This window comes from Thermus tenuipuniceus (assembly GCF_002964845.1).
Taxonomy (GTDB): domain Bacteria; phylum Deinococcota; class Deinococci; order Deinococcales; family Thermaceae; genus Thermus; species Thermus tenuipuniceus.
On sequence record NZ_PRDA01000007.1, the window covers coordinates 48,632 to 61,474 of the forward strand.

The window sequence follows — 12,843 nt, forward strand, 5'->3', positions numbered from 1 at the left end:
AGGGATCAGGGGCAGGGCTGGACTTTTAGCCCGGCCACCGCTTGCCAGGAGAGGGGCTTCCAGGAAAGGGAAGGGGAAGCGCCCGGGACTTGAAGGGCCGCCACGGAAGCGTGAGCGCCTCGAGGCGGTAGGCGAGGGGTTTCCCCCTGTATTCCCCTAGGTCTAGGACCATACCCTCCCCCTGGAAAAGTAAGCGATACGAGTACCCGTAGGCAAAAGGAGGATCCAGGGCGCGCAGGGAGGCCATGGGACCGCCCCCGTACCGGCCTCCTTGCGGCCCAATCCAAAGGTCCTCTAAAACCCCCTCCACCTCCGCCTCCCCCACCAGGAAGGCTCCGTGCCAGGCCCTGAGGTAGTCAAAGCCGGGGCGACGAAGCAGTCGAGCCTTTCCTTGGCTAAGGCCTAGCCAGTCCAGAAGGAGGCCCTCGGAGTCCCCTTGCGCCTCGAGCCGGCCCACCGCTCCCCTTTCTCCCAGGAAGCGGAGGTAGTCGTTTCCCGGCCAGCCGCTTTGGTACCCGTAAGCCCAGCCCCCTTCCCCTAGGAAATCCCTGGCCCTTAGGCCCAGGAAGAAGCCGTCAAACCCCCCTTCCCCCTCCACCCGGCCCACCAGGAAGAGGGCGCCATGGCGGTATAGGCCCCCGTAGGCGTACCCCTGGCCGGGCAAGGGAAGGCGGATGGCCCTCTCCGCGACCAGGTCCAACGCCAAAGCCTCCCAACCCCCAGGGCCCCTATATCCTCCCCAGGCGAATCGGCCATCCGTGCCCCAGAGGATGCCCCGACCGCCGGCCAGGGCCCGCACAGGGTTTCCCTGGGGGTCCAGCTCCAGGCGGAGGAGGGCTTCTCCCACGTGACCCACGGCCAGGTACCCGTCCGGGGTAGGGGCAAGGTCGTAAAGGGCGGAGTTTTCCTCTTTCACCAAGGCATAGGCGCTGCTTTGCGCCACCGCCAAGGCCCGGTGGCCCCCTTCCACCAAAAGCCTTCCCACCGTCACCTCCCCCAGTCCCGCGAAAAGGGAGGAGCCCAGAAGGGTGGAAAGGATCAGGCAGGTGGCCATCTCAGGGGAAGGGGAACCCCTCGAGGGCCTCCTTGGCCGAGGGGAACCGTTCCTTTGGGGACTTGGCCAGGAGGCGTTCCAGGTAGGCCTGTTGTGGAGGGGGCAGGCCAGGGACGGGGGGAACGGGTTCCTGGAGGTGGCTGAGGAGGACCTCCTCCGGCCCACCCACAAAGGGGTGTTCCCCGGAGAGGATCCAGTAGAGGATGATGCCCGCCGCGTAGACGTCCGCTTCAGGACCCGGGCTTTGTCCCAGGACCTGTTCGGGGGCCAGGTAGGGAAGGGTACCCACCCTTAAGGGTTTCTTGAAGGCCTCGAGGGCCGGCCCTGAGAGGTCAAAGTCCACCAACTTGGCCTCGTCCGTTCCCGCCACGATGATGTTTTCCGGCTTCACGTCCCGGTGCACCAGGCCCTTGCCGTGCATGTGGGCCAAGGCCAGGAGGAGCTGGCGGAAGACGTATAAGGCCCGAGGGCGCTCGGGGCGGCGCCCCATCCAGCGCCCCATCTCCTCCCCAGGGGCGTAGGCCAGGAGGAGGGCGGGGCCTTCCTCCAGGTCCAGGCTCTCCAGAACCGGGTTCAGGTTGGGGTGGGAAAGCTGCTTCCCTACCCAGAACTCCCGGTTGCGCCTGGCCTCGGCCCCCTGGGGGAAGACCTTGAGGGCGTAAGGGGTGCCGAAGCGGTCGAAGGCCAGGTAGACGGTGGCCAAGGCGCCTTGGCCCAAGGGGCGCACCACCCGGTACCGGTTCAGAAGGACCCTCCCCGCCAGGCTCACCGCCTCCACTATATCCAGCCCTCACCTCTTTCACCCAGAAGCCGTTAGGATTTTGGCGTGCGTGGCTTGGCGCTTTCCGGTGGGGGGGCAAGGGGGCTTGCCCACATCGGGGCCCTCGAGGTCTTCCTGGAAGCGGGTTTGGACTTCCAGGTGGTGGCGGGAAGCAGCATGGGGGCCATCGTGGGGGCGCTTTTTGCCGCGGGCAAGACCCCGGCGGAGATGTTGGCCATTGCCCACAAGACTCCCTGGCTGGGGCTTTTGGGCTTCTCCCCAAGGGAAGGAATTTTTTCCCGCAGGAAGCTTAGGGATTTTCTGGCAGAGCACCTTCCCCCAAGCTTTGACGGGTTGAAAAAGCCTCTGGCGGTCACCGCCGTGGACGTGGTCTCGGGGCGGCTTCTCTTTCTTACCCAAGGGGACCTGCCCAGCGCCGTCCTGGCCTCCGCCGCTTATCCCGGGCTCCTTGCCCCGGTGGAGCGGGAAGGGCAGCTCCTTTTTGACGGCGGGGTTTTGGATAACCTTCCCGTGGATGCGGCCCGATCCCTGGGGGCCACGGAGGTCTGGGCCGTGGATGTAACGCCGGAGCGGGAGGTGGCAGGAGCTCCCAGGGGCCTTCTGGCCCTGGCCCGGCGGGCGGTGGACCTGATGCAGTTCCATCTCACCTCGGTCCGCCTCACCCTGTATGCCCCGGAGGTGTACGTGAGGCCCAGCCTGGCGGGGGTGGGCATTGAGGACTTCCGCCGTCTGGAGGAGATCGTGGAGGCGGGGCGCAAGGCGGCAGGGGAGGCGATAGGGGGTAAAGTAGGAGGGGTATGAAGGCGTTTTGGGAGTATCTTTTCAAGGAGTGGTTCCGCCAGGTGGGAGAAGCCCTCCTGGTGGCGTTTTTGGTCACCACCTTTGTCTTCACCACCGTGGGGGTGGTGGGGCAAAGCATGTTTCCCACCCTGCAAAACGGGGAGCGGGTTCTGGTGCCTAAGTGGGAAACGTGGTTGGTGCGCTTTGGCCTGATGGAGTGGCGAAGGGGGGAGATCGCCATCCTGAAACCTCCGGAGGGTACCCCAAACGCCACCGCCCGCTTTCCCATCCTGGGCTTTAGCTTCAGGGCCTTCTTCATCAAGCGCATCGTGGCGGTGCCCGGGGACGAGGTCTATGTGGAGCGGGGGGTGGTGTACATCAACGGTAAGCCCCTGGACGAGAGGCACATCACCGACCGCATCGCTCCTTGGCCCGACTCTTTCCCAGGGGTATGCTACAAGGACGGGCGCATGACCCGGATCCTTACCCAGCAGGGGGATTTCCCCGTGGAGCTTCTGCCCGCCTACCTAAGGCCCCTTAAGGAGATGCTCCTGCCTCCTTCGGAGGAGGTCCTGGCCCGAAGCCGCCTGACCGAGGCCTGCGAGGTGGGAAGGATCCGCCTCAAGAAGGGGTACTACTTCGTCATGGGGGATAACCGTACCCTGGGGGGTTCTGAGGACTCCCGCACCTTTGGACCCGTGCCCCTGCAGGCCATCGCTGGCAGGGCCAGCTTCGTGTGGTGGCCCATCTTTGTGCGGGATGAGGGAGGGCTTCGCCTGAACCTTAGAAGGCTTTCCCCGCCTTCTGCCTACCAACTGCCCTGAAGCACGGCCACCACCAACCGGCCGGGGCCGTGCACCCCTTTGACCATCACCTGGCCGATGTCGGCGCTTTTGGAGGGGCCGGAGTGAAGGCCTATGGCGCTGGGAAAGGATTTTAGGTCCAAAAAGGCCTCGAGGAGGCTGGGATAAACCTTCTCTTCCTCCACCAGGACCAGGTGAACGGGGGGTAAGAGCTGGACCCTCCTGCCATCCTCCGAGGAGAGGGCCACGGTACCCGTTTCCGCCACGGCGAAGAGGGCCCGGGAAACCCCTAAGGGGGCCTCTTCGGGAGGAAGCTCCGGCAGGAGGCGGAAGGCATCGGGTACCCCTTTGCCGTAAGCGGCCCCGGGAAGTCCCTGGGCCAGGTCGGCAAGAAGCTTCCTGGCCCCTTCCTTATCCACGAGGTGGCCTTCGGCCCCATTCTCCGCCAGGCGCTTCAGGAAAAGCTCCGCGGGGTCTTGGGCAAGGGCCGGGTGGGGATGCTCGGGGAGAAGGGCCTTGGGCATGCCCTTAAGGGCATGCCTGATGCGGCTTAGGATGCGGGATTTGGCGTCCATGGCCTTACTCCTTGAGTTCCTGCCAAAGCTGGTGGAAGGGCTTGGGGCTGGGCCGTAAGGGACCCCGTCCCTCGGTCCAGGCCTTAAGAAGGGGAAGGAGGTCCTGGGGCAGGGGAAGGCCCCTTAGGGCCTTGGAGAAGAACCGGTAGAGGCTTGGGCTTTGCATCACCTTGGAAAAGGCCTGGATGGCGCCTCTTTCCCAGGTGGGGGCGAGGCCCCGCTCCACCGCCCGCTTCCGCCAGGTGAGGAGGAGCTTGGGGATGGGGATTTTCACCGGGCAGGCCTCGTAGCAGGCCCCGCAGAGGGTGGAGGCGTAGGGAAGGGGGTAGGTGTCCTCGAGGCCCAGAAGCCCGGGGTCCAAGACCGCCCCGATGGGCCCCGAGTACACGTAGCCGTAAGGGTGCCCCCCGGTCTGGCGGTAAACGGGGCAGGCGTTGAGGCAGGCCCCGCAGCGGAGGCACCGCAAGACCTCCCAGGCCTCGGGGTCGTGGAGAAGGGTGGTGCGGCCGTGGTCCACCAGGACCACGTGGACCTCCTTAGGCCCCTCCTCTCCCTCCTTCGCCGGGCCCTGGATGAGGGAGACGTAGGTGGAAAGCCGCTGCCCCGTGGCCGCCCGGGCGGTGAGGGGGAGGAAGAGGGCCAGGTCGGCGAAGCGGGGAAGGAGCTTTTCGATCCCCACGAAGGCCACGTGCACCCTGGGGAGGCTGGTGGAAAGGCGAATGTTCCCCTCGTTCTCCATGAGGGCCAGGGTACCGGTTTCCGCCACCAGGAAGTTGGCCCCGCTGATGCCCAGGTCGGCGGTGAGGAAGGCTTCCCGCAAAACCTTCCTGGCCACGGCGGCCAGGGCCTCAGGGGAAGCGTCCAGGGGGGTGCCGAAGCGCCCATGGAAGAGCCTTTGGATGTCGGAAAGGGCCAGGTGGATGGCCGGGCCTACGATGTGGCTTGGAGGTTCCCCCAGGAGCTGGATCAGGTATTCCCCGAGGTCGGTTTCGTACACCTCCACCCCCAGGGACTCCAGAAGGGGGTTCACCCCCAACTCCTCCGTGAGCATGCTCTTGGCCTTCACCGCCCGCTTCACCCCGTGGCGGGCCACGATCTCCCTCAGGATGCGGTGGGCTTCCTCGGGGCCTTCCGCCCAGTACACCCGGACGCCCTTTTCCTGTAGCCTCTTTTCCGCCAGCTCCAGGTAATGGTCCAGGTGGGTAAGGAGGTGGTCCTTGACCCTCCTGGCCCTTTCCCGCCAGATCTCGGCGTCGATTTCCTGGTAGGCCCTCTTGCGGTTGGCCTCAAAGTGCAGGGTGGCTCCTGTGACCGCCTCCCGCACCCCGGGGTGTTCCCTTAAGAGCCTGGCGGCTTCCTTGGGGTAGAGCTTGGCCTTAACCTGCATACGCCTCCCATAGAAGGGTGGCCAGGGGAACCACCCGCATGTTCCTTCCCTGCTTGCCCATGCGCCCGGTTAAGTGGAGGAGGCACCCGGCGTCCGTGGAGGTGAGGGCATCCGCCTTGGGCAGGGTGGAGATCTTGCGGTCGGCCATGGCCAGGGAGACCTCGGGAAGCTTCACCGAGAAGAGCCCCCCAAAGCCGCAGCACTCCTCCGCCGCTTCCCAGGGGAGGATCTCCGCCCCGCTGTTTTTCAGGAGCAAAAGGGGTTCCTCCTTGACCCCAAGCTCCCTTAAGGCGTGGCAGCCGTGATGGTAGGCTATGGTTTTCCCCTGAAGCCCCTTCCCCAGCTCGGTCACGCCCAGCACCCTCACCAGGAACTGGGATAGCTCGTAGGTCTTCTCCGAAAGCCTAAGGGCTTCCTCGTCCCCAGGAAGAAGCTCGAGGTAGTGGTTTTTCACCATGCTGGCGCAGCTTCCCGAGGGCAGGACCACGTACTCAGCCTCTTGGAAGATGCCTAGGGTTCGCCGGGCCAGGGACCGGGCCTCGTTCCAGTAGCCGGCGTTGAAGGCGGGCTGGCCGCAGCAGGTCTGCTCCTGGGGGAAGTCCACCTCCACCCCCAGGGCCCGAAGAAGCCGGACAGTGGCCATCCCCGCTTCCGCATAGAACTGGTCGGCCAGGCAGGTGACGAAGAGGGCTACCCGCATTTGCCCCTATACTAACGGCTTGGCTGGGCCAGGGGGGTTTGACCGCCCGCGGGGGTTGGAACAACGCCTTGACCCTACCCCCCCGGGGGTGTATAATCCCGGGAACGACGCGCATACCTTTGCCTAAACCAAACCCCAAGCGTAAAGAAGGAGCCCCAAGATGACCTGGAAGGAAGCCTACCCGGATATCCCCTTAGGCCAGGATGCCTGCGGCATCATCGCCATGGCGGAGAAAAGCGGCAAGCCCTCCCACCGGATCGTGCGGAGGACCCTGGAAAGCCTTTACCGCATGGCCCACCGGGCAGGGGCCATCCGGGGAGAAGGGGATGGAACAGGCATCCAGACCGATATCCCCCGGGAGCTATGGGCCCGCTTCCTGGAGGAGGCGGGGCTCGGGCCGGAGCTGGCCTTTAACCCTCGCTTCTTCGTGGGGCACTTTTTCCTGCCCAAAAGCGAGGAGGGGCGCCTCGAGGAGTTCTACGAGCTCCTGAGGCGGGAGGGCCAGCCGCTTGGGGTGCGCCCGGTCCTCTTCCGCCGGGGGGAGGTGGTGAGCGAGGTCCTGGGCCCCGTGGGCCGTCGCACGGAGCCCATCTTCCTCCAGGTGGCGGGGCTCAGCCCCGATGGGGACGGTCCCCTGTGGGAGCTGGGCCTGAGGCTCGAGGCCAGCTTCCCCGTTCACGTGGTCTCCCTCTCCACCTACAGCGTGGTCTACAAGGTGCGGGGGGCGGCGGAGCTTCTAAAGCGCTACTACCCCGAGCTTTCCCGGCCCGAGTTCAAAAGCGCCATCGCCCTTGGCCACAACCGTTACTCCACCAACACCCTCTCCACCTTTGAGCAGGTCCAGCCCTTTGGGCTTATTGGCCACAACGGGGAGATCAACACCATTGAGCGCCTCAGGCGGGAGCTGGACTTCCTGGGCATCCCCCGCACCGGGGGCTCGGACTCCCAGGACCTAAACCGCATGCTGGAGGGGCTCATCTACCGCTACGGGCTTTCCCTGCCCGAGGCCATGGACCTGGTCTTTCCCCCTGTCCTGGGGGAGGTGAAGGGCCTGGCCCCTGAGCTCCAGGACCTTTACCTGGCCCTGCGCCAGCGCTTTGGCCCCTTGGCCCAGGGGCCCGCCGCCATCGTGAGCCGCCACCGGGACGAGGCGGTCTTCGCCACCGATGCCATGGGCCTGAGGCCCCTTTGGCAGTTTGAAACCCCCTACGAGGTTGTCTTCTCCTCGGAAAGGGGGGTTTTCAACGCCGAGGAGTTTGTCGGTGAACCCAAGCCCCTGGCCCCCGGGGAAAAGGTGTATCTGCGCCTCACCCCGGAAGGGCCCAAGGTCTATCCCTTCGACCGGTACCAGCGCCTGGTGCTGGAGCGGATCGCCGCCCGCACCCCGGTGGCGGGGTACCGGGTGCACCTTTCGGGGCCCATCCGCCAGGCCCCACCCCCGGTGGCCGGGGGGAGCGAACCCCAGGTGGAGGAAAGGCCTGCCCCTTCTCCCTTGGGCCTGGAGCGAGCCTTCGGCTGGGACCGGTGGGATGGAGCTTACCTCGAGGCCCTGGCCAAGACCGGCAACGAGCCCATCGGCTCCCTGGGCTACGACGGTCCCCTGGCCGCCTTGAACCCAGAGAAGCCCAACCTCGCCGAGTTCTTCAAGGAGACCGTGGCGGTGGTGACCAACCCGGCCATCGACCGGGAGCGGGAAATCGAGCACTTCTCCACCCGCACCCTCCTGGGCCGGCGCCCTCTTCCCGACGGACGGGGTGGGGGCAAGGTGGAGGAGCTTCTTTTGCCCATCGTCTTGGAGGAGGACCAGGGCCTTGCGGAAAGCTTCGGCACCCTGACCCTAAGAGAGGTGAGGTCCCGCTTCAAGACCGCCACCCTCGTGCCCCAGTTCGGTGTGGAGGAGGGGCTTCTTCTTGGGCTTAAGCGCCTGGAGGAGGAGGCGGTTAAGGCGGTGGAGGAAGGGGCCGAGGTCCTCATCCTCTCCGACTGGGAGGCCTTCCAGGGTGGGATCTGGATCGATATCGGCCTGGCGGTGGCGGCGGTGAACCGGGCCCTCATGCAGCGGGATGCCGAGGGGATTGCCCTGAGGAGGCGCACCTCCATCCTGGTGCACTCCGGAGGGGTGAGGAATCTGCACGACGTGGCCTTCCTCCTGGGTCTGGGGGCGGAGGCGGTGGCCCCCTGGCTTCTTGAGGAGAAGGCCCGGGCCCTGGAGGGGAGGAAGGGGGTGGCGGGTGTCCTCGAGGCCCTGCGCAAGGGTCTGGAGAAGGTCATCTCCACCATGGGCATCCACGAGCTTCGGGGTTACGGCAAAATCTTCAGCGCCATCGGCCTCAAGCCGGAGCTGGCCGACTACTTCGGCACCCGGAACTTCCTGGGCTCTGATACGGGGGGCTACGGTTTCTTGGAGCTGGAGCGGACCCTCTTGGAGCGGGAGGGCTTCTTCCGGGCGGAGAAGGTCATGCCCGCCAAGGACTTCCGCTTCAACCCCAGGATCTACAAGGCGGCCCAGGAGGTGGCAAGCGGCCAGGCTCCCTATAGCCACTTCCAGGAAAAGGTGCGCTCCCTGGAGCGGGAAAGCCCGGTGGCGGCGAGGCAGCTATTGGAGGTGCGCTTCCCCGAAAGGAGCGAGGTTTCCCCCGAGGAGGTGGACCTCTCCGTGGGGGGCCACTCCTTGCCCTTTGTCATCAGCGCCATGAGCTTCGGGTCCCAGGGGGAGGCCTCCTTCCGCGCCTACGTGGAGGCGGCCAAGCGCCTCAACATGCTGTGCATCAACGGGGAAGGTGGGGAGATCCCCGATATGCTGGGCAAGTACACCCACTGGCGCGGCCAGCAGGTGGCCTCGGGCCGGTTTGGCGTCCACGCCTACATGCTGAACTCCGCCACGGTCATCGAGATCAAGATCGGCCAGGGGGCCAAGCCGGGGGAGGGAGGGCACCTGCCGGGGAAGAAGGTTTCCGCCAAGGTGGCCGCCGCCCGCAACGCCGTGCCCGGGGTGGACCTCATCAGCCCCTCCAACAACCACGACCTCTACTCCATCGAGGACCTGGCCCAGCTCATCGAAGAGCTGAAGACGGTGAACCCCAAGGCCCTGGTTTCCGTGAAGGTGCCCGTCATCCCCGGGATCGGCACCATCGCCGTGGGGATCGCCAAGGCGGGGGCGGATGTCATCACCCTCTCGGGGTTCGAGGGGGGGACGGGGGCGGCCAGGCTCCATGCCCTCAAGTACGCGGGGCTTCCCGTGGAGATCGGGGTGCGGCGGGCCCACCGGGCTTTAGTGCGGGCTGGGCTTCGCGACCGGGTGGAGATCTGGGCTGACGGCGGCCTCAAGACCGCTTACGACGTGCTCCGCATGGTCCTTCTGGGAGCGGACCGGGTGGGCATGGCCACCATGGCCATGGTGGCCATCGGCTGCACCATCTGCCGGGGATGCCAGCTGGATACCTGCCACGTGGGCATCACCACCCAGATCGAGACCCTGGAGGAGGCTTTGGCCCACGGGCTGAAGCGCTTCGTGCCCCAGGACCTGGACCGGGCGGTGGAGCACCTCACCCGTTTCTTTGAGGCCAAGGGGGAGGCCCTGCGTGAGCTGGTGGCCGCCTTGGGGGCCCGCTCCCTTCGGGAACTGAGGGGACGGGTGGACCTCCTCTACCAGCGGGACCACCTGGAGGAGCTGGACCTCTCCTACTTCTTCCTGCCCGTGGAGGAGCCCGAGTGGCTCCAGGACACCTCGGCCCATGTGCTCAGGAAACCCTTGAACCAGCTCACCCGCACCATCACCGAGGTGGTGATGGGGGCTTATGGGGAGGGAAGCCGAAAGCTGGTCTTCCAGGAGGGGCCGGTGAACTCCACCGACCGGGCCCTGGGCGCCCACCTGGCGGGGGAGATCGCCAGGAGGCGCCTTTACGGCAAGGGCTTCGACGCTGAGGTGGAGCTCCGGTTTGACGCGGGAAGCGTGGCCGGGAATGGCCTGGCGGCCTTTAACCTCGAGGGCATGAGGGTGGTAGTAGAAGGCGGCGCCCAGGACGGGGTGGCCAAGAGCGCCTTTGGGGGCACCGTGGCCATCCTCAAGGGCCGCAATCCCTACGGGGCCTATGTGGATGGCTCCGTGGGCAAGAGCTTCGCCTATGGGGCCATCGGGGGCCTCCTCATCGTGGAGGGAATGGCCGATAGCCGCTTCGGCATCCGCCTTTCCGGGGCAGATGTGGTTCTGGGCGGGGAGCCTGAGCGCCCCCTTAGGGACGACCTCGGTAACCTGGCCGCCCGGGCTCAGGCCAAGGGGTTCGCCTTTGAGTACATGACCCGGGGGCGCGCCTTGGTCCTGGGGGACCCCGGGCCCTGGATCTGCTCGGGCATGACCGGGGGGCGGGTCTACCTGCGCCACTGGCCGGAGATGGGCCTTACGGAGGAGGCCATGAAGCGCCGCCTGGCCAAGGGGGCCAAGGTGGCGGTGAAGCCCCTGGACCTGAGGGGGGTGGAGGATGTGCGGGAGCTCCTTTCCGCCTACATCCGCGTCCTTCGGGAGGCCAAGCGGGAGGAAAAGGCGAGCCGGCTGGAGAAGCTTTTGGAGGACCCCGCCCAGCACTTCCGCATGGTGGAACCCGTGAGCCAGCAGGTGGAGCAGGGGGTGAGCACCGAGTAATACCACCCCACGCGGAGACCGTCCGGATCCTGGTAAATGAGTGGGGTAGGGCCTTGGGTGGGGGAGGGAAGGGCTCAGCGTAAAAGGGTATAAGGCGCTTCCTGCCCCAGGGTGTGCTTGCGTAGACGGCGCGGGGGGTTCCAGGGTACATTTGTCCTGTGGACCCGGGCAAACTCCTCGATCTTCTCAAGCGGCGCACCGGTTTTACCGAGGCCCACGCTGCCCTCCTGCGGGAGCTGGGCCAGGTAATGGTTCCCATCGCCCCCGAGGTGGCCCTAGCCTTCTACGACTACCTGGGGCGGGATCCGGAGCTGGCGGAGATCCTCCACGCGGTGCCCGGCAGGGTGGAAAGGCTTTACGGAACCTTTGCCCGCTGGTACGGGGAGCTTTTCTCGGGCACCTACGACCGTGCCTACGCGGAAGGGCGTAGGCGCATTGGGCTGGTGCACGCCAGGCTCGGCATCGGCCCCCGGGCCATGATCCCCGCCATGGGGATTGTGCAGGAGCTTTCCCTCGAGCACCTGCGCACCGCCCTCCGTGGCCCGGAGGTCTACGGCGCGGTGGAGGCTTTTGAGAAGATCGTTGCCATAGAGATCGCCCTTGTTGAGGAGAGTTACCTCGAGGCCCTGTCCCTGGGCCTTGCCCTGGGCCACCGGGACCTCCGGCGGGCGCTTTCCGAAGGGGCGGCGGCCCTGCTTGCACCCCCCCATCTGGGCACAGGCCAGGGGGGAGGCCCGGGATGAACCCCACCAACCTTCCTCAGGGCTCCCGGGCCAGGTCGTTGAAGCGCACATGGGCGGCGTGGAACTGGAGCTCCACCGTGCCCGTGGGGCCGTTTCGCTGTTTGCCCACGATGATCTCGGCGATCCCCGCCTTCTCGGAGTGGGGGTTGTAGTACTCGTCCCGGTAGATGAACATGACCAGATCGGCGTCCTGCTCGATGGAGCCCGACTCCCGGAGGTCCGAGAGCATGGGGCGCTTGTTGGGTCGGGCCTCCACCGCCCGGGAAAGCTGGCTTAGGGCGATCACGGGCACGTTGAGCTCCCGGGCGAGGGCCTTAAGCCCCCGGGAGATGGCGGCGATCTCTTGCTGCCGGTTCTCCCCTTGCTTACCCGCCCCGGGCCCGGACATAAGCTGGAGGTAATCGATGATGAGAAGGCCCACCTCGTACTGGCTTCTAAGCCGCCTGGCCCGGGCCCTGAGCTCCATCAGGGTGAGGTCTGGGGTGTCGTCGATGTAGATGGGAGCCTCGGAAAGCCTTCCCGCCACGTCCACCAGGCGGGAGAAGTCGCGGTCCGTGAGCTGACCCAGGCGCACCCGGTTCATGTCGATGCGGGCTTCCGAGCACATCATGCGCAGGGTGAGCTGGGAGGCGGGCATCTCCAAGGAGTAGATCCCCACCCCCACCCCTTCCTTCAGGGCGGCGTGCTGGGCAATGGTGAGGGCAAAGGCGGTCTTTCCCATGGCGGGGCGGGCGGCGATGATGTTTAAGGAGCCCGGGGCCAGGGTACCGATGAGCTGGTCCAGTTCCTTGAAGCCAGTGCGAACCCCGGAAACCTCCCCCTTGTTCTGGAAGAGGGCCTCGATGTGTTCGAAAGTTTCGTGGATCAACTCCCGCATGGAGCGGGCCTCGGTGTCGGTCTGGGCCAGGGCCACCTCGAGGATCTTCTTGCCCGCGGTGTCCAGGATCTCGTCCAGGCTTCCCGCCTCCTCGTAGGCCAGGCGCATGGCCTCGCCTGCCGCCTGGATGAGCTTTCTTAAGGTCCATTTCTCCGCCACGATGCGGGCGTAGTGCTCCGCGTAAGCGGAGGTAGGGGTGGCCTCGGAGAGCTGGGCCAGGTAGCTCGGCCCACCCACGCTTTCCAGCTCCCCCCGGCGGGATAGCTCCTCCGCCAGGGTCACCAGGTCCACGGGCTTGCCCTGGGACCTTAGGGCCTGCATGGCAGCGTAGATCTTGCGGTGGGCCTCCGCGTAAAAGGCCTCCGGGGAGGGGAGGAGGCCTTCCAGCTCGTCCAGCACATCGGATTCCAGGAGAATGGCCCCCAGGACGCTCTGTTCCGCCTCGAGGTTGTGGGGGGGAATACGGCCTTCCATACCCATAGGCCTTATCAGGCTACGCCCACC

General features: G+C 66.2%; 10 protein-coding genes. 4 read left to right on the forward strand and 6 right to left on the reverse strand.

Annotated elements, in window-relative coordinates; all coding sequences use genetic code 11:
- Positions 1-25: 25 nt before the first annotated feature.
- Together C2847_RS07005 and C2847_RS07010 are read right to left on the reverse strand one after the other, a co-directional pair.
- Positions 26-1,054 carry a hypothetical protein gene (locus C2847_RS07005; protein ID WP_105317724.1) on the reverse strand — a complete coding sequence of 343 codons (1,029 nt, stop codon included), beginning with the start codon at positions 1,052-1,054 and terminating at the stop codon, positions 26-28.
- A 1-nt stretch (position 1,055) separates the two neighbouring features.
- Entirely contained in the window at positions 1,056-1,832 is a 777-nt protein-coding gene (locus C2847_RS07010; RefSeq protein WP_105317725.1) for a serine/threonine-protein kinase, read from the reverse strand.
- A 48-nt stretch (positions 1,833-1,880) separates the two neighbouring features.
- Between C2847_RS07010 and C2847_RS07015 the strand changes: the two genes are divergently transcribed.
- The gene (locus C2847_RS07015; protein WP_105317726.1) at positions 1,881-2,636 is read left to right on the forward strand and encodes a patatin-like phospholipase family protein; all 756 of its coding nucleotides are present in this window, start codon (positions 1,881-1,883) and stop codon (positions 2,634-2,636) included.
- The gene (gene lepB, locus C2847_RS07020) at positions 2,633-3,439 is read left to right on the forward strand and encodes a signal peptidase I (protein ID WP_105317727.1); all 807 of its coding nucleotides are present in this window, start codon (positions 2,633-2,635) and stop codon (positions 3,437-3,439) included. The genes C2847_RS07015 and lepB overlap by 4 nt, the downstream gene beginning before the upstream one ends.
- Here lepB and C2847_RS07025 read toward each other — a convergent pair.
- From C2847_RS07025 to C2847_RS07035, 3 genes are read right to left on the reverse strand one after another with little or no spacing between them, the layout of a single operon-like run.
- Complete coding sequence (locus tag C2847_RS07025; protein WP_105317728.1) at positions 3,424-3,993, reverse strand: LutC/YkgG family protein; 570 nt, start codon at positions 3,991-3,993, stop codon at positions 3,424-3,426. The genes lepB and C2847_RS07025 overlap by 16 nt on opposite strands.
- Positions 3,994-3,997: 4 nt before the next feature.
- Entirely contained in the window at positions 3,998-5,380 is a 1,383-nt protein-coding gene (locus tag C2847_RS07030) for a LutB/LldF family L-lactate oxidation iron-sulfur protein (RefSeq protein ID WP_105317729.1), read from the reverse strand.
- Positions 5,370-6,080 (reverse strand): (Fe-S)-binding protein, encoded by a 711-nt coding sequence (locus C2847_RS07035; RefSeq protein ID WP_105317730.1) that lies wholly within the window; start codon positions 6,078-6,080, stop codon positions 5,370-5,372. Before C2847_RS07035 ends, C2847_RS07030 begins: the two co-directional genes overlap by 11 nt.
- Before the next feature lie 160 nt (positions 6,081-6,240).
- On the opposite strand from C2847_RS07035, the gene C2847_RS07040 reads away from it, so the two are divergent.
- Positions 6,241-10,719, forward strand: a complete 4,479-nt coding sequence (locus C2847_RS07040; protein WP_105317731.1) for a glutamate synthase-related protein — start codon at positions 6,241-6,243, stop codon at positions 10,717-10,719.
- A 158-nt stretch (positions 10,720-10,877) separates the two neighbouring features.
- Positions 10,878-11,462: a protoglobin domain-containing protein gene (locus tag C2847_RS07045; RefSeq protein ID WP_105317732.1), complete on the forward strand. Its 585-nt coding sequence runs from the start codon at positions 10,878-10,880 to the stop codon at positions 11,460-11,462.
- A 16-nt stretch (positions 11,463-11,478) separates the two neighbouring features.
- Here the strand turns inward: C2847_RS07045 and dnaB are convergent, their stop codons facing one another.
- Positions 11,479-12,813 (reverse strand): replicative DNA helicase, encoded by a 1,335-nt coding sequence (gene dnaB / locus C2847_RS07050; protein ID WP_105317733.1) that lies wholly within the window; start codon positions 12,811-12,813, stop codon positions 11,479-11,481.
- Between the last annotated feature and the right edge of the window lie 30 nt (positions 12,814-12,843).

Excerpts from the sequence above, each read along its gene's own strand:
- C2847_RS07035 (WP_105317730.1), bottom strand. The coding sequence starts at position 6,080 with ATGCGGGTAGCCCTCTTCGTCACCTGCCTGGCCGACCAGTTCTATGCG.
- lepB (WP_105317727.1), top strand. The coding sequence starts at position 2,633 with ATGAAGGCGTTTTGGGAGTATCTTTTCAAGGAGTGGTTCCGCCAGGTG.
- C2847_RS07005 (WP_105317724.1), bottom strand. The coding sequence starts at position 1,054 with ATGGCCACCTGCCTGATCCTTTCCACCCTTCTGGGCTCCTCCCTTTTC.
- C2847_RS07040 (WP_105317731.1), top strand. The coding sequence starts at position 6,241 with ATGACCTGGAAGGAAGCCTACCCGGATATCCCCTTAGGCCAGGATGCC.
- C2847_RS07025 (WP_105317728.1), bottom strand. The coding sequence starts at position 3,993 with ATGGACGCCAAATCCCGCATCCTAAGCCGCATCAGGCATGCCCTTAAG.
- C2847_RS07030 (WP_105317729.1), bottom strand. The coding sequence starts at position 5,380 with ATGCAGGTTAAGGCCAAGCTCTACCCCAAGGAAGCCGCCAGGCTCTTA.
- dnaB (WP_105317733.1), bottom strand. The coding sequence starts at position 12,813 with ATGGAAGGCCGTATTCCCCCCCACAACCTCGAGGCGGAACAGAGCGTC.